Source organism: Pontibacter amylolyticus (assembly GCF_014638845.1).
GTDB classification, from domain to species: Bacteria; Bacteroidota; Bacteroidia; order Cytophagales; family Hymenobacteraceae; genus Pontibacter; species Pontibacter amylolyticus.
Genome location: NZ_BMFP01000003.1, coordinates 108,665 through 124,950, shown reverse-complemented (window position 1 = coordinate 124,950; position 16,286 = coordinate 108,665). Strand labels below are relative to the sequence as shown.

16 protein-coding genes are annotated in these 16,286 nt (G+C 53.1%); 9 read left to right on the top strand and 7 right to left on the bottom strand.

Annotation, left to right across the window (positions count from 1 at the left end; all coding sequences use genetic code 11):
* Positions 1-220: 220 nt before the first annotated feature.
* The gene (locus IEV97_RS08705; RefSeq protein ID WP_188501136.1) at positions 221-1,705 is read right to left on the bottom strand and encodes a helix-turn-helix domain-containing protein; all 1,485 of its coding nucleotides are present in this window, start codon (positions 1,703-1,705) and stop codon (positions 221-223) included.
* Positions 1,706-1,857: 152 nt separating this feature from the next.
* On the opposite strand from IEV97_RS08705, the gene aceB reads away from it, so the two are divergent.
* Complete coding sequence (gene aceB / locus IEV97_RS08700) at positions 1,858-3,450, top strand: malate synthase A (RefSeq protein ID WP_188501135.1); 1,593 nt, start codon at positions 1,858-1,860, stop codon at positions 3,448-3,450.
* Positions 3,451-3,669: 219 nt separating this feature from the next.
* The gene (gene aceA, locus IEV97_RS08695; protein WP_188501134.1) at positions 3,670-4,950 is read left to right on the top strand and encodes an isocitrate lyase; all 1,281 of its coding nucleotides are present in this window, start codon (positions 3,670-3,672) and stop codon (positions 4,948-4,950) included.
* A gap of 95 nt (positions 4,951-5,045) precedes the next feature.
* On the opposite strand, the gene IEV97_RS08690 is transcribed toward aceA, so the two are convergent.
* From IEV97_RS08690 to IEV97_RS08680, 3 genes are all read right to left on the bottom strand, one after another.
* On the bottom strand, positions 5,046-6,095 hold the full coding sequence (locus IEV97_RS08690; protein ID WP_188501133.1) for a CNNM domain-containing protein: 1,050 nt from the start codon (positions 6,093-6,095) through the stop codon (positions 5,046-5,048).
* An 80-nt stretch (positions 6,096-6,175) separates the two neighbouring features.
* Positions 6,176-6,568: a hypothetical protein gene (locus IEV97_RS08685; RefSeq protein ID WP_188501132.1), complete on the bottom strand. Its 393-nt coding sequence runs from the start codon at positions 6,566-6,568 to the stop codon at positions 6,176-6,178.
* 117 nt (positions 6,569-6,685) lie between these two features.
* Positions 6,686-8,116 carry an aldehyde dehydrogenase gene (locus IEV97_RS08680; RefSeq protein WP_188501131.1) on the bottom strand — a complete coding sequence of 477 codons (1,431 nt, stop codon included), beginning with the start codon at positions 8,114-8,116 and terminating at the stop codon, positions 6,686-6,688.
* Positions 8,117-8,431: 315 nt separating this feature from the next.
* Here IEV97_RS08680 and IEV97_RS08675 point away from each other — a divergent pair, with 315 nt between their 5' ends.
* Both IEV97_RS08675 and IEV97_RS08670 read left to right on the top strand, forming a co-directional pair.
* On the top strand, positions 8,432-9,292 hold the full coding sequence (locus IEV97_RS08675) for a hydroxymethylglutaryl-CoA lyase (RefSeq protein WP_188501130.1): 861 nt from the start codon (positions 8,432-8,434) through the stop codon (positions 9,290-9,292).
* A 2-nt stretch (positions 9,293-9,294) separates the two neighbouring features.
* Complete coding sequence (locus tag IEV97_RS08670; protein WP_188501129.1) at positions 9,295-10,035, top strand: (Fe-S)-binding protein; 741 nt, start codon at positions 9,295-9,297, stop codon at positions 10,033-10,035.
* Positions 10,036-10,121: 86 nt separating this feature from the next.
* Here the strand turns inward: IEV97_RS08670 and IEV97_RS08665 are convergent, their stop codons facing one another.
* Together IEV97_RS08665 and IEV97_RS08660 are read right to left on the bottom strand one after the other, a co-directional pair.
* Entirely contained in the window at positions 10,122-10,838 is a 717-nt protein-coding gene (locus tag IEV97_RS08665; RefSeq protein WP_188501128.1) for a hypothetical protein, read from the bottom strand.
* Positions 10,839-10,845: 7 nt separating this feature from the next.
* On the bottom strand, positions 10,846-11,508 hold the full coding sequence (locus IEV97_RS08660; protein ID WP_188501127.1) for an outer membrane beta-barrel protein: 663 nt from the start codon (positions 11,506-11,508) through the stop codon (positions 10,846-10,848).
* A 673-nt stretch (positions 11,509-12,181) separates the two neighbouring features.
* On the opposite strand from IEV97_RS08660, the gene IEV97_RS08655 reads away from it, so the two are divergent.
* The 5 genes from IEV97_RS08655 to IEV97_RS08635 all read left to right on the top strand — a co-directional run bounded on the left by IEV97_RS08655 (position 12,182) and on the right by IEV97_RS08635 (position 15,636).
* On the top strand, positions 12,182-12,955 hold the full coding sequence (locus IEV97_RS08655) for a transporter (protein WP_229733868.1): 774 nt from the start codon (positions 12,182-12,184) through the stop codon (positions 12,953-12,955).
* 15 nt (positions 12,956-12,970) lie between these two features.
* Positions 12,971-13,846: a TIGR02587 family membrane protein gene (locus IEV97_RS08650; RefSeq protein WP_188501126.1), complete on the top strand. Its 876-nt coding sequence runs from the start codon at positions 12,971-12,973 to the stop codon at positions 13,844-13,846.
* A gap of 8 nt (positions 13,847-13,854) precedes the next feature.
* Positions 13,855-14,289, top strand: coding sequence for a hypothetical protein (locus IEV97_RS08645; RefSeq protein ID WP_188501125.1), 435 nt, complete (start codon positions 13,855-13,857; stop codon positions 14,287-14,289).
* A gap of 33 nt (positions 14,290-14,322) precedes the next feature.
* Positions 14,323-15,219, top strand: a complete 897-nt coding sequence (locus IEV97_RS08640; protein ID WP_188501124.1) for a cyanophycinase — start codon at positions 14,323-14,325, stop codon at positions 15,217-15,219.
* Between the two features lie 69 nt (positions 15,220-15,288).
* Positions 15,289-15,636: a hypothetical protein gene (locus IEV97_RS08635; RefSeq protein ID WP_229733867.1), complete on the top strand. Its 348-nt coding sequence runs from the start codon at positions 15,289-15,291 to the stop codon at positions 15,634-15,636.
* 47 nt (positions 15,637-15,683) lie between these two features.
* Here the strand turns inward: IEV97_RS08635 and IEV97_RS08630 are convergent, their stop codons facing one another.
* Positions 15,684-16,244 carry a tetratricopeptide repeat protein gene (locus IEV97_RS08630; protein ID WP_188501122.1) on the bottom strand — a complete coding sequence of 187 codons (561 nt, stop codon included), beginning with the start codon at positions 16,242-16,244 and terminating at the stop codon, positions 15,684-15,686.
* Positions 16,245-16,286 lie beyond the last annotated feature (42 nt).

Sequence of the window (16,286 nt, the reverse complement as noted above, 5' to 3'; positions counted from 1 at the left end):
AATTCTTAACTCCTGACTCAGTCAAGCTGTTCCTCCAGACCTCGCGGTGTGCGCAGCTCCCGCGAGTGTCTCACTCAGCTGCACCGACTATACCTGTATCTGTTTGGGCGAAGGCAGATCTATTAGACACTCGCAGGTCTGGGAGACGCTGCGAGGTCTTGGCATCTTCTACTGGCATCTGCGAGAATCCTGTCAATCCTCTAATCCTGAAAATCCTGATTCAGACAGTCTTCAACCCCTCCAGCGTCTGCATCACCTTCTCCTGCCACAGCTGCTTTTCCAGAACCACAGGTGGGGCGGCGCGTTCGAGGCAGTCGAGGGCGGGGCAGCGCTCGCAGGTTTCATTGACGTAGCGGTGCACGATGGCCGGGTCGTCGAGGAAGCGGACCTTGCGGCGCAGGTTCTCGTTGAGCAGCAGGCCGATGCTGATCGTACCGGTCAGACTTTCAGTTGGCTGGGCCAGGGCGAGCACCAGGTATTCGTTGGTCGAGTTGATGTAAGAGGAGCGCTGTATACCTACCAGCGGCTGCCCAAGCTGACCCGTCCGTTTTTGCCTATCCATTTCCTCGAAAAGCGTGAGCGAGATCCAGCGGCGGCAGTAGTGCTCGTTCAGGAACGAGGCGTGCGGGTTGTGGAGCCCTGAAAGGTGCAGCTCTTTGGTCAGTGAATAGTGGTTTGAGGCCACATCGTGGTGAAAACGCAGAAAGAACAGTTGCTTGATGCTGAAGAAGCGAGGCAGGAGGGAGGTGAGCCGGTGCAGGAGCGTCTCCGGTGAGGTGCTGTAGTTTTCCATGAGCTGCAGCAACAGGTTGGGCTCCCAGGTAGGCTGCGCGAAAAACTTCTGCATGTCCTGTACCAGGCGGTCGCGGTTGAGCAACAGGGCTCCCGCAAAGTAAGAGGCCTTGAAGTTGTTGAGCACCTCTTCAAAGGAGCCTACTTTCACCCAGGTGGAGGTGTGCGGCCGTGGTTTCAACTGCAGCACCTCAAAGCCAATCTCGCGGGCCACCGCAAAGGCGCGCTGCTGCTCTGTCAGATTCGGGTTGAGCAAAAGCACAGGTGCTGCACCAGGTATGTGGATAGAACGGAGCGGGGTCAGTTCGGAGTGCTGATCGAATGCCTCAGTTGCTATTATTATGTTAAATACATTCTCCAGTATACCTGCCAACTGCGCAAAAGTAGGGGTAAGTTCCGGGCTAATGCCGTGTGCCTCCATGAACTGTTCCACCTCCAGTTCCAGTTCCTCGAAGTAATTGTCGTGCAGCTCCTGGTAGGAGCGGAGGGCGGAGAAATAGAACTGCTCTACCCGCAGGTCGAAGGCGCGCGATATTTCCAGCAGGGTGTTCACAAAAGCGCTCAGCTTGGCCGGGGCGGTGGCAAACAGGTCCAGCAGGCGGCTGATGTCGAGTCCAAAATGCTCCAAGGGAAGTTCGGACAGAATGTTCGACTGCAGAAGTTCTCCGACTGGTTGCAGGCGCTTGCTCAATTGTAGGGATACCAGGTAATCGTACGTTACCCCCAGTTCATCTGCAATCACGGCAATCTTGCTGGGCTTGGGGTGTTTCTTCCCTTTCTCTATCTCATTGAGGTACGACACTGATATACCTGTGCTGGTGGCCAGGTCGGTCAGTGAGATGTTCTTTTCTGACCTTAACTGTTTGATTTTCAGTCCGAGTATAAGCCGGATGACATCTTCCTGTAGCCTCATTTAAATTTATTTTCTAGGTCTTTATGCTAATAAACGGGCTTTTGCGATTATTTCCTAAAAACGTAAATAAAATTATTAGCGAAAATTCGCCAAAAATAAAATGTTCGCGTATAGATGATAAAATTACAATCCATCACTTCAAATTTATAGTTATGTTAGTTGAAAGTACAGCCCAAGTAAAAGGTTTGCCTGTTAAAGGTATAGAGCAAGTTCTGACACCCGAAGCCTTGGATTTCCTGGTTATGTTGCACGAGCGTTTTGACATTCGAAGAGAGGAGCTTTTGAAAGCAAGAGCGGAGCGGCAGAAGAGGATCGATACCGGTGAGCGTCCTGATTTTCTGAAGGAGACCAGGGCCGTTCGGGAAGGAGACTGGCAAGTGGGTGCTATACCTGCCGATCTGCAAATGCGGCGCGTGGAGATCACAGGGCCGGTGGACCGCAAAATGGTGATCAATGCGCTGAACTCCGGGGCTGATGTGTTCATGGCTGACTTTGAGGACGCGAACTCACCTACATGGGAAAACGTGGTGCAGGGACAGCTCAACCTATACGATGCAGTGCGGCGCACTATCACCTACCAGAATGGCAAGGTATATCAACTCAAAGATACGGTGGCTTTGCTGAAAGTTCGTCCACGCGGCTGGCACCTGACAGAAAAGCACCTTGTGATCGGCAGTAAGCCGATCTCGGCCGCTTTATTCGACTTCGGACTTTTCTTCTTCCACAATGCCAAAGAGCTGATCGCCCGGGGCACAGGACCCTATTTCTACCTGCCCAAACTGGAGAATCACCTGGAGGCCCGCTTGTGGAACGAGGTGTTTGTAGCGGCGCAGGAGGCGTTGGCTATACCTGTCGGCACCATTAAGGCGACTGTGCTGATCGAAACCATTCTGGCGGCTTTCGAGATGGACGAGATCTTGTACGAGCTGCGTGAGCACATCGTCGGCTTGAACGCCGGCCGCTGGGACTATATCTTCAGCGCCATCAAGAAATTCCGCAACCAGCCGGATGTGATTTTCCCGGACCGCACGGCCATCACCATGCAGGTGCCTTTTATGAAAGCGTATACCGATCTGCTCGTACAAACCTGCCACAAGCGCGGCGCACATGCCATGGGTGGTATGGCGGCTTTCATCCCTAATCGCCACGACCCGGCCGTGAATAAGACTGCCTTTGAAAAAGTGAAAGCCGACAAGGATTTTGAAGCCAGAAACGGATTTGACGGCACCTGGGTAGCCCACCCGGATCTGATTCCGGTGGCGCGGGAAGCCTTCGACAAAATGCTCGGTGAGAAACCGCACCAGAAAGAAGTGCTTCGCGAAGAAGTTAAGGTAAAAGCTGATGACCTGCTCAACTTTAACATAGAAGGAGGCAAGATCACAGAGGCGGGGCTGCGACTCAACATCAATGTGGGTATCCTGTACATCGGCAACTGGCTCTGTGGCACCGGGGCAGCCGCTATCCACAACCTGATGGAAGACGCCGCCACCGCCGAAATCTCCCGGGCACAGGTATGGCAGTGGCTCCACCACGAAGGCACCAAAACCGCCGAAGGAGAGCCGATCACAGAAGCGCGCGTGCTGCAACTGATCAAAGAGGAGACTGAGCACATCAAAGAGGAAGTAGGTTTGGCCATGTTCAAAAACTGCCACTTCGAACGCGCCTCACAACTCTTCTCCGAACTCGTGCTCTCTACCTGTTTCGTCGATTTCCTGACACTCCCGGCTTATAAGTACATCGATTGAAGTTTGGGGAGGTGGGGAGTTTGAGAGTTGAGGAGTCAATAATGTAAGATTATAGGAAAAAGAGAAGACGCTCGAAAGTGACTCATTTTTTCAATCCCACACCACTTGCTTCTAACTCAAATTTCTGATTCCCAAACTCCTCAACTCCAAAACCCCCAACTTATCAATTCTTACTTCTTAAACTCTTAAATTCTCAAACTCCTAAACTCTTTAACTCCCATGAACAAGACCGAAAGAATTCAGGCTATCCAGCAGGACTGGCTGGTAAACCCACGTTGGGCAGGTATAAAAAGACCGTACACTGCCGATGAAGTTGTGAAACTACAGGGCTCCGTTAAAATCGAGTATACCCTGGCCCGCAACGGGGCGGAGAAACTGTGGCATAAGCTGCACACCGAAGAGTACGTGGCCGGACTGGGCGCCATGACGGGCAACCAGGCGGTGCAGGAGGTACAGGCCGGCCTTAACGCTATTTACCTGAGCGGCTGGCAGGTGGCGGCCGACGCCAACCTGGCCGGGCACATGTACCCGGACCAGAGCCTATACCCAGCCGACAGTGTGCCGAACGTGATCAAGAAGATCAACAACGCACTGCTGCGGGCCGACCAGATACAGAGTGTGACCGGTGAGGGGGAAATCGATTGGATGGTGCCGATCGTGGCCGATGCCGAGGCTGGTTTCGGTGGTAACCTGAATGCCTTTGAGCTGATGAAAATGATGATCGAGGCAGGGGCTGCCGGAGTGCATTTTGAGGACCAGCTATCAAGCGCCAAAAAGTGCGGACACCTGGGTGGCAAAGTGCTGGTGCCTACCCAGGAGGCCATCAACAAACTGGTAGCCGCACGACTGGCAGCAGACGTCATGGGCGTGCCGACACTGCTAGTAGCCCGCACCGATGCCGATGCCGCCAACCTGATCACCAGTGACATCGATCCACGAGACCATGCTTTTATCATACCGGGTGAGCGTACCAGCGAGGGTTTTTACAGAGTGAATTGCGGCATTGAACAAGGTATAGCCCGCGGCCTGGCCTATGCGCCCTACGCCGACCTGATCTGGATGGAAACGTCTAAGCCAGACCTGGAGCAGGCCCGCCGGTTTGCAGAAGCCATCCATGCGGAATTCCCTGGCAAACTGCTGGCGTATAACTGCTCGCCGTCCTTTAACTGGGCTGCGAAACTGGGTGTAAAGGAAATGGAGACGTTCCGGGAAGAGTTGGCGAAGATGGGCTACAAGTTCCAGTTCATCACACTGGCTGGTTTCCATGCGCTCAACACCAGCATGTTCGAGTTGGCGAAGGCCTACAAGGCACGCGGCATGGCGGGTTACTCCGAGCTGCAGGAGCGGGAGTTCGGCTTAGTGAAAGATGGCTTCAAGGCGGTGAAACACCAGTCCTTTGTCGGTACCGCCTACTTCGATGCCATCCAGAACACTGTTACGTCTGGCACTGCCTCTACCGCCGCATTGGTCGGCTCTACCGAAGAAGAACAGTTTCATTAAGCACTGACTGACCGCACAAAAGAAGAACTCCCCGCTATCGATCAGACAGCGGGGAGTTCTTCTTTTTGGGTATCCGAAAGGTATAGGATGGCCGTTTACTCTGTCTTAAACCCAATGCCTTTGGCGCGTTTCTCCCAGTTCTCGCGGGCCCATTTCTGCATATCTTCCACGTTGTCCATCTCGTCCATGATCTCCATCCCCAACAGCGTTTCGATGATGTCCTCCATGGTTACGATGCCAGCCGTGCCACCATACTCATCCACAACCAGTGCGATGTGGTTTTGCTCTTTGATCAGGCGACTGAACAGCTCAGGTATAGGCATGTATTCTGTCACCACTTCTATACTGCGTTTAATGCTTTTCAGGGGCAGGTGGCCCTGGTTGTCGATCAGTTTGGAAAGTACTTCGTCCTTCAGCACATAGCCGTCTGTATCGTCCAGACTGTTTTGGTAAACCGGGATACGGGAGAAGCGCAGGGTTTTCGCCTGCTTGAAAAAATCAACGATCAGCATGCCTTCCTGCGCACCGTACACAACGGTTCTCGGTGTCATCACATGGCGCACCAGAATTTTGTTAAAGCGCAGTACATTGCGCAATATCTGGGACTCGCCTCTCTTAAAAATGCCTTCCTTTATACCTATTTCCGCCATGGCCGAAAAGTCGGCGCGGCTCAGCACACTCTTGTCCTTGTCACGCTTCAGACGCTTGGTAATAAACTGGGAAAGCACGATGAGCGGATACAAAGGCGAGTAGATCATGATGCGCAGCGTGGTCACGGTGAAGGGCGTCAGCTGCCTCCAATAGTTAGCGCCCAGTGTCTTAGGTATAATCTCAGAGAGGATAAGGATGATAATTGTGAGGATAGCTGAAATAAGCGAGAGGTATTCCTCACCCCAAATGATTTGGGCCTGTGCACCCACACCGGCTGCGCCGATGGTATGCGCAAAGGTGTTTACCGTTAGTATGGCAGCCAACGGACGGTCTATGTTGTCTTTAAATTCCTTCAGGTGCTTGCCTACCGTCGGGTTCTCCTGCGAGGTGATGCTTACGTGCGAGGGCGTTATGCTGAGCAAAGCTGCTTCGAGCAGAGAGCATAAAAATGAAAATACAAGTGAAATAATAAGGTATAGGAATAGTAAACCCATGTAGGTGGATACGATTTTGGTTAGTCTGTGACAACCCTAATCCTGGAACGTCAAAGATGAAGGCATCAAAGATACTGAAATTAGTGCACCACGCGCAGCACCGGCTCCTCGAGCGGTGTGCGGGTCTCCGGATCTACCGTAAAATAGCCCACCATACTCGGTCCATAGCCCAGATTCAGCTCCACAAACTTGTCCCGCTCAGGCAGCATGCCGATTACCTCCTGCTGCAGGGCCTTATACTTTGCGAGCAGATCTTTCAGCTTCTGCTCTTTATCATTCAACGAGTTCTGCGGTTGCGCGTCTTTTAGATGCTGTTCCATCGTCTGCTCCGGGTCAAAGTCGGGCCGCATGCTCTGCAGCGACAGCAGTTCCACTTCCAGCAGCCGGATGTCACGCTCCACATGCAGGTACTCTTTTACTTTTTCCTCCAGTGGAACAAGAGATTCATCCAGGTATTCTATCAGGTTTTCCATAGTGTTTCAGGTATGTGAGGGTGTACAACTCCTATACGGCAATTGGCCCATATATTTTCATACGAGAAGCGCCATGGCACGGCTACATGGTTAAAAAAGGGATACCTATACCCTGGCCTAGAGCCATTTGAACACCTTCCTTATAAAGGCCAAGCGATTACCGTAGGGCGGGTAGCGCAGCGGAAGGTCAAGCCAGGTACCGCGGTGCACGACACTTTTCTGGTTAGAGAACAGCTCAAAGCTGGCCTGCCCGTGGTAGCTGCCCACGCCGCTTTCGCCTACTCCGCCAAAAGGCAGTCTGGGATTGATGAGATGCGAGATGGTATCGTTGATGCAGCCGCCACCAAAGTGCACCTGCTCCAGCACCTGCTGTTGTTCCCATTTGTCCGATGAGAAAAAGTAAAGCGCAAGGGGCTTCTCTCTGGCATTCACTTGCCGGATGGCTTCGTCCAGGTGGGTATAAGTGAGCACCGGCAGGATAGGCCCGAAAATTTCGTCCTGCATGACCGGGTGTTGCCAGCTTACCTGGTCCAGTACCGTGGGGGCGATGAAGCGGCTCTCCGCATCGTGCTGCCCGCCGATCCGCACCATACCGTCCTGCAGGTAGCTGCTCAGGCGCTGGTAGTGCCGGTCGTTGATGATGCGGGCGAAGTCCGGGCTGTGCCGGGGCGAGTCGCCATAAAACTCCTGAATGGCGATGCGCAGTCGCTCGATCAGTTCGTCCTTCACCTGCTCCTGCACCAGCAGGTAGTCGGGTGCCACGCAGGTCTGGCCGGCGTTCATGAACTTGCCCCAAGCGATGCGCCGTGCCGCCAACCCCAGGTCTGCATCTTCAGCCACGATCACGGGGCTCTTTCCGCCCAACTCCAACGTCACAGGTGTCAGGTGTTCGGCGGCTGCCTTCATCACCACTCGGCCCACCTGGGTGCTCCCCGTAAAAAAGATGTAGTCGAAGCGCTGGGCCAGCAGGTGCTGCGTCGTGGGCACGCCCCCTTCCACCACGGCAACTAAACGCGGATCAAATGTCCTGGCGATCAGGCGGGCGATGACCGCTGAGGTGGCAGGCGTGAGCTCCGACGGCTTGACGATAGCGCAGTTGCCAGCCGCCAGGGCGCCGATCAAGGGGTTGAGCACCAGTTGCAGCGGGTAGTTCCAGGGACCGATGATGAGGGCCACCCCATAAGGCTGTGAGTAGATGTAGCTGCGGGCCGGGAAGTTGAGGAGTGTTTCGCCCACCGACTTTGGCCTGGCCCAGCGCACGACATTTTTGAGCACCAGCTGCAGTTCTTTTTCGACGAAGCCTATCTCAGTGGTATACGTCTCAAAAGCTGGTTTCCGGAAGTCGGCGTACATAGCATCAATCAGCTCCTGTTCATGGCTGCGCACAGCCTCCAGCAGTTTTTGGAGCTGCCCTTTTCGGAAACTGACGTCTAAGGTATGGCCTCCGGCAAAAAAGGCGCGTTGCTGCTGCACCAGGTCCAGCACGGCCTGCAGGTCTGCTTCCCTGGCGGGGCTGACCTTGGTGACAAAGGTGTTTGTTGCATTCATAGCGGGTGTGGGGTTGGAGTTTGGTTGCGGGTTCAGATGCGGGTCATGCTGTTGTTTTAGACATTGGGTGCATTTCGCAAGCATAATATAGGAGATTCAGCTCACATACAAAAATTTTTTATACCCTTATCCTCAATAAGATGCATGCACAAAGCGTAAACAAAACCCTGCTATACCTGGCCGCGTTTCGGGTGGGTGCATAGGTGTTGTGCCATCAATGCTGCTGGCTGTGTCAGGTATAAATTCTCACGGTAATTCCCAACTCAAACCTATGCTTCTTTGTATCTTTGGCATAACGACCAAAATCGCTTTGCTATGATAAACGATCCCATCAAAATAATTGAGTGTCCACGCGATGCCATGCAGGGCCTCCATGATTTTATACCTACGCAGACCAAGATCGACTACATCAACAAGCTGCTCCGGGTAGGCTTCGACACGATCGATTTCGGTAGTTTCGTATCCCCCAAAGCCATTCCGCAACTGGCCGACACGGCCGAAGTGCTGGCTGGGCTGGACCTGAGCCGCACCCGTTCCAAACTGCTGGCCATCATCGCCAATGTGCGGGGAGCGGAGGCAGCGGCTACACACCAAGCGATCGACTACCTGGGCTTTCCGCTCTCGGTGTCGGAGACGTTTCAGCAGCGTAACACCAACAAAAGCATCGCCGAGGCCATGACCCAACTGGGCCAGATCCAGCATATTTGCCGGAGCAATAGCAAAACGCTCGTTACTTACATCAGCATGGGCTTCGGCAATCCCTACAGCGATCCCTGGGATGCGGACACTGTCATTCGTTTTGTGGAGGAGTTGGATAAGCTGGGTGTGACCATCATTTCCCTTTCAGATACCATCGGCGTTTCCAATCCGGAGAACATTACCTACCTGTTCACTGAGCTGGTACCCGCTTTCCCGCATATCGAATTTGGGGCGCACCTGCACACCACGCCGACCAGCTGGCACGAGAAAGTAGAGGCTGCTTACGAGGCGGGATGTCGTCGCTTTGACGGGGCCATGCGCGGATATGGTGGTTGCCCGATGGCCAAAGACGAACTGGTGGGCAATATGGCGACTGAAAATTTGGTCAGCTACTTCGAAAATAATGCCTTAAATTTGGAGCTCGACAAAGAGGCTTTCGCTGCCGCGCTGGCAGCCTCAGGCTCTGTTTTCTCCTGATTATGGCAAGAAGAACAATTGTAGATATTTTCATTCCCTGCTTCGTGGATCAGTTGCACCCCGAGACGGGCATGAGCATGGTGAAAGTGCTTGAGGGACTGGGCTGCGAGGTAAACTACAACCCCAACCAGACCTGCTGCGGACAGCCTGCCTTCAACGCTGGTTTTTATGATGAAGCCCGTGAAGTGGCCAATAAGTTTCTCGACGATTTCTCAAACGAAACCTCCCATTACATTGTGGCACCCTCGGCAAGCTGCGTCGGGATGGTGCGCAATGCCTACCAGGACATCTTCGTGAAGTCATCCAAACTGGTGAAGTACCGCGCCATGCAGAAAAAGGTGTTCGAGCTGACCGAGTTCCTGACCGATGTGCTGAAGGTATCGCAGGTGCCCGGTGCCCGCCTCGACGGCAAAGCCACCTACCACGACTCCTGCAGTGCCCTGCGCGAATGCCACATCAAGGAAGGACCGCGTGCACTGCTGCAGGGCGTACACGGTCTGGAAATGATCGAAATGGAAGACACTGAAACCTGCTGCGGCTTTGGCGGTACCTTCGCCGTGAAGTTCGAGGCCATTTCGGTGGCGATGGCCGAACAGAAAGTGGAAAATGCGCTGGCTACCGGCGCCGACTACATCATCTCCACTGACAGCAGCTGCCTGATGCACCTGAACGGCTACATCCAGAAGAACAAAAAACCGATCAAAACCATGCACATTGCCGACGTGCTGGCCAGTGGTTGGTAAGGTATAAAATACAGGTATAGGTATAAAGCAGCGGCCTCACTCTGACGAAGGGTGAGGCCGCTGCTTATTTACAGGTATAAAGGACCTTACTGACCTATAAAATAAGAGAGCCCGAAGTTCAGGTGCATACTTGAGAAGTCAAATTGTAGCACATTCCTTTTTATGGTATCTTCCCTGCGTTGCAACTCATAAGGAGGGGTATTATAAAGCGTGTACTCTCTAAAGGAATCGGTAACAGAGTGGTTGAAAGTGAGCGCGCCCAGTCCCGCCTGAATCCCCAGCTTTTTGGAGACAAAAAACGTAATACCCGGTGAAAGAGAGCCATTAACCAGAATGGCATCCCGTTCCTCTCTGCTTGTGTAAGGATACGGTCCATCCGTATTACTCGCATAAGTAATGACTTGATTGCTGATTCCTGACGAAAGGGTACCGTGCAGGGCCAGTTTCTCTGTCAGGTACTTGTATTGCCTGGCATACACGCTCACACCTTTGTTGTTTTCACCATTTTCCCAGTTACTTTTGACGTTTTCAAAATAATTTGCATCCCCGTGATGTAACTTATACCTGTGCGCTCTCACCCCAATTTCCAGGTTGTCTTTGATCAGAAATCCTATAGAGGGAGAAACAGTATAGTTGTATTGTTCGAACTCAGAACGAGGGGTGTTTCTATCCCTGTCATGCTTGGATTTAGACTGTGAATAGCCCAGTTTTCCCGTCAGCACCAGCGTGCCTTTTGTGGTTTGTGCCTGGGCGCTGAATGCCAGCAAACCCGCAATCGCTAATAAAGTCAGTTTTTTCATCATCGTCGGGTTAGCGTGAAATGAAATAACTTAAACCCAGGCTGATGCTGTTTGGAGAAAGATCTGCCCTGAAATAGTTGCTTCTTCTGCTCCAGTCGGAGGCCTGCCCTTCTTTCGCCTTTTCCCTGCTGTTTTCATAAGAGAGCGAGCCAAATGTAGCTGTGAACCCGAGACGGGGCGTGGCAAAGTACGTGAGCCCGGGGTAAGCACCTATAGCTACATTATGGTGGGTGCTCACAACCACCGATGATGAGCCTTGGTTATTTTTGCCGGTAGTGTTGCCAATTCCGAAAGATGCGTAGGCCGTACCATGCAGATGAAGCTGCTCATGAAGCGGTATATACTTCCGGACGTAGGGGCTGAGGCTGATCGTTTTCGTTCTGCTGGTTTGCTTAAGTTCCTCTGTTTTACTTATACTGGTCTGATGCCTCAAACTCAAACCTGTACCTATTTCGAGGCCATCCTGAATAAAGTAACCTATCGAGGGGTACAGATTGATGGAGCGGTAGGTGTTTTTACTTGCAGGGTCATAGCTCGTGTTTTCGGAGGTTTCGTTACTAAGATTTACGGACCCTGATACAACGATGGATCCTTGTGTTGTTTGCGGAATCGTTTGGGCATAGGCCCCGGCACCCAGCAATGCCAGCATGGCAGTTGTAAAGATTTTCTTCATGTTTGTTTTTTAAGGTTCATGCACAGGAAGGGCAATTAGTGTGCCAGTATAGAAATATTGGAATATTATAATGTAGGAAAGGTGCTGAAGTCGATAGTGCAGGTGTGCGTCTTTTTTTATCTGCGTAGAAACACGTAGCTCCGAGGTTGGGAATACTGAAAATGGCTCAAAGTCAGCTAATTAGTGGCTTCTGAGTCCACCTCCCCAAACTGTTGCCGTATAAGAAATCAAAACACGGATAAGGCAGTGGAGCCTCTTGGTTTTAGGTTGGTTAAACCATGTGGGCTTACTATTAATTAGTACCCTGCCGAAACGAACGTTGTTTTTAAGATGATCGTGTGCTTGCCGCTATCTGGGGTGCGTTTAGCGGTTTGTGCATGTTTATGGGGGAGCCGGTATCTGTTTTTTTTATGCAGGCGGTTGGAACCGGCTCCCTTTTTTCCCCTCTTAAAACTTCCCTTCAGATTCAACTTGTCCCCCGGCTGGCCAACAGCTACTGTATTGTTTTTGCCAAATAGATCACAGTAATTCTATAAACTTTCGGCCTTTGTTCATGCTTTGCGGTAATATACGGCCTTGCTCCGTGCAAAGCGGTATTTGTGCCTTGTGTAGCCTCCCTGCAGCATACTTTAGCGTATAAAGCGCAACAAACGCACCGACGTGCACAAGGGCAATGAAATCAACGAAAATGCGCATGCTGGTACTGCTGAGCCTGCTGTTCGGTATACCTATACTACCGGCACAGGCGCAGGAAGAACGGGAGGAGCTGAACGCAGACAGGCCGGACAATTCACAGGGACCCGGCGTGGTCTCCCGAGGGTATGTGCAGCTGGAGGCGGGTTATAACTACCAGAAGCTTAACACCAGAATCAGGACATATGCTTACCCAACAGCTCTTCTGCGCATAGGCTTACTGGAGGGTGTTGAGCTGCGCCTGCAGGGTGCCGTAAAGGACTCTGTCATCGAGAACGGGACAAGGCGCCACATCAAAGGGTGGGGGCCGCTGAGTGTCGGAACCAAGGTGCGGTTATGGGAAGAAAGCGGCTGGCGCCCGGAGGCCGCTATAGGCGCCATGCTGGCCTTGCCTCTGGCCAGTGAGGTTTTCAAACCTGATAACGTAGAGCCCCAGTTCAATCTGGGCTTTAGCAATGCACTCTCCGAAAACGTGGACCTGACGTATAACCTGGGCTATGGCTGGACCGATGGCAACCCTGAACCATCCTACGGTGCCAACATCACCCGGCAGTTTATCAATAAAGTGTCGCTATACCTGGAGGTCTTTGGGAGTAAGGGCAAAGGCGAGCCGGCAGAGCACCAGGCCGATATGGGAATACTATACCTGCTGTTACCCAATCTGCAGTTTGATGTGGCGGCGGGTAGGCGGCTGAACAAAGCAGCTCCCAACCATTTTATCACCACGGGTCTGGCCTTTCGCTTACCCCGTTAACGTCCGGCAGTAGGTATGGTAGATAAGAAGAACATAAGACCCGTCCGGAAATCGCTGCAGGAGTATGCCCGGGGTATAGCGGGAGGGCTGCTGTTCAGTTTTCCTTTGCTGTATACCATGGAGGTATGGTGGGCGGGTTTTATTGCCTCGCCCGCTCAGTTACTGATCATGGTTATTGTCACTTACCTGTTGCTGCTGGGGTATAACCGCTATGCAGGTATGCGGCCCGGGGTCTCGTGGCGAAGCGTCTTCATTGACTCGGTGGAGGAAATGGGCCTGGGCATTGTGCTGGCCTTCGGCGTACTGTTTGTGCTCAACCGCATCCAGTTCGGGGAGATGTCAATCGATGAGATCATGGGAAAGATCGTTGTCGAGGCCATGGCCGTATCCATCGGCGTATCCATCGGAACGGCGCAGCTGGGTGGCGCGGACGATGAGGCAGAAGAAGAGAACGAAGTGCAGGCAGAGGCAAAGGAGGCTGGCTGGCGCACCGGGCTGCATAGCAAGGTCAGTCTGGTGGTGCTGGCGCTTTGCGGCAGCATCGTGGTGGGCGGCAACGTGGCCCCCACCGAGGAGGTACTGGTGCTTGCAATCGGGGCCAGGCCGGTGCATATTTTACTCATGGCGGTGCTCTCGCTCGCCATGAGTATGGTAGTGGTCTATTTCAGCGATTTCAAGGGGACGGGGCAACACCGGCAGGGCGATCTGGCCTTTGCCATTACGCTCGACACCTGCCTGAGTTACCTCACGGCGCTGGCGGCGTCGGCATTTCTGCTCTGGTTTTTTGGACGCTTCCAGGGGGTTAGTTTTGAGGTAGCCTTTGCCCAATGCATTGTGCTGGGGGTGTTGTCCAGTTTAGGCGCCTCAGCAGGGCGTCTGCTGATTAAGTAACCGGAATAATGAAAGAAAAAGAAGCTATTGACAAGAAGCAACAGTCGGACAGGGCTGGAGATGACGATGATAAAAACGCCCTGGAGTGGACCGTGTTTGGCGTCAGCCTGGTGCTGGTGCTGGCTATACTGGTATACCTGAGTTACATGGCTTATACCCACAAACCATCCACGCCCGACCTGGCCGTCGAGTACTATAGCGACCCCTCCGCCAACGCGCCGCACCGCTACCGGGTGGTGGTAGAAAACAGGGGAGGAGAAACCGCAGAGGAAGTGCAGGTAGAGCTCACCACCGAAAGGGGAGGAGAGGAAGTGGAGCGAGCCGAGTTGAGCATCGCCTTTTCCCCGAAGGATTCAAAACGGGAAGGCTGGGTGAACTTCAAAGAAGACCCGGCCAGCGCCGATACGCTAATGGCCCGTGTAGTGAGTTACAAAAGACCTTAACCAGTAAAGCTATAAGAAAAGGAGCAAATAAAAATGGCGAAGAAAAAAGTATCTGACCGACACAAGCATCACAAAGAGGCCCCTGTACCTAAAGGCTGTCTGCTGGCCATAGGAGGCCGTGAGGACAAAGGAGAAAAAGAGCTGTCAGAGGAACAGAGCAAAAATACTGACTTTGAGAGCGAGGAGGTGCTTAAGTATTTTGTGAAGATGCTCAAAGGCAGGGACCCTGTGGTGGTCGTGGTGCCAACAGCCTCAACCGAACCGGATGAGATCTCGAAGGACTACATCAGGGAGTTTCAAAAGCTGGGCGTGAAGAACGTGGAGATCCTCGATATACGCAATCGTGCGGACGCGGCCAAACCTGAGTTTCTGGAGATGGTGGAGCGGGCGGCTGGCATCATGATCACGGGGGGGGATCAGCTGCGGCTCACCTCCATCCTGGGCGGCTCGCCGGTGCTTCAACTCATGAAGGAGCGCTATACCTACGACGAGGGTTTTATGATAGCCGGCACAAGCGCCGGAGCCGCCGCCATGTCCACGCCCATGATCTACGAGGGCGAAACGCAGGGGGGCTACATCAAAGGCGATGTGCGCATCACCACCGGCCTGGAGTTCCTTAAAAATGTGGCCATCGACACGCACTTTATACAGCGGGGGCGCATTATCCGGGTGTCGCAGTGCATTGCCACCAACCCGGGCTGTATTGGCATCGGGCTGGAAGAGGACACGGCTATCTGCGTCACCAAAGGAAATGAGGTAAAAGTGCTTGGCTCCGGTCTGGTCACGATCGTGGACGGTACGGGGATTACCGAGACCAATATATACGAGATCAAGACAGGCGAACCCTTTTCGGTGCGTGATATGAAAGTGCACCTGCTGGCGGCAGGCGATACCTATACCTTGCCTATCTACGACCAGTTGCATATTTAGACAGTAAACGATTGTAAGTGCTTGGAGAGGCTTTCGCTTATATCAAAAATTCAGGGGGTCTACTGGGCCATGACAGGTATATGGCCGCTCGTGCACATGCCCAGCTTTATTTGGGTAACCGGCCCGAAGGATGACCTGTGGCTGGTGCGCACGGTCAGTATTCTAATCACGGTGATCGGGCTGGTTCTGCTGTCGGCAGGTATAAAAAAACGGGTAACGACCGAGATCAAATGGCTGGGCATAGGCGGTGCTGCCGGGCTTGGGTTTGTCGATGTGTACTACAGCCTGAACGATGTGATCCGAAACGTATACCTGCTCGATGCCGTTGGAGAGTTGCTGCTGATCCTGCTCTGGCTTTGGGCCGGGCAACGGGGGCCCGTAACATCAACGAGTAAACAACACGTCCAACCGGAATAGCCCGGGCACCCTGCCTTGCGTTCGGAAATCCCGGAGATATAAGGTCTTTACTCCTTAAAAAAGACCGTATACGTCTGCAGCGTATCCTGCGTCAGCGCCTGCGCTTTCACCCGGTCTGCCTCCGCTTCTTTCTCCTGGCCCAGCTTATACCGGACGGCGCCACGGCCGTAAAGCGCGTCGTAATAGAAGCTTTCGCTTCCGGCAGCGGGTATAACGGCATTGTAATCTTCCAGCGCCTCTTCATACCTGCCCAACTCCAGCCGCATTTCGGCGCGGTGATACAGAAAGCCAAGATCATCTGGATAAGCATCCAGCGCCTCGTTCAGGGCTTCCTCGGCCTCGATGAAGTTCTTGTCGTAGCGGTAGCTCCAGTAGAGGAGGTCGTAGGTCTGGCGGTCGCCGTGGCCCTGGTCGATCAGGGAATTGAAGAAATAACTGGCCTCCTTAAACGCTGTCGGGTTACCCATAATGCCTTCCTCCAGCTTCGCCTCCGCATTCTTCCGCATCTTTTTGGTGCTCGCAAAAAAGTAAGGGTCAGAGAGGATCAGAACTAAAAACGCGATAGCGCCGATGGTCAGGACGATGGTGATGATGCGGGAGATGTTCATAAAGTGCCGTCTGGTCTATGCGAATATAACAAAAAGCGGAGC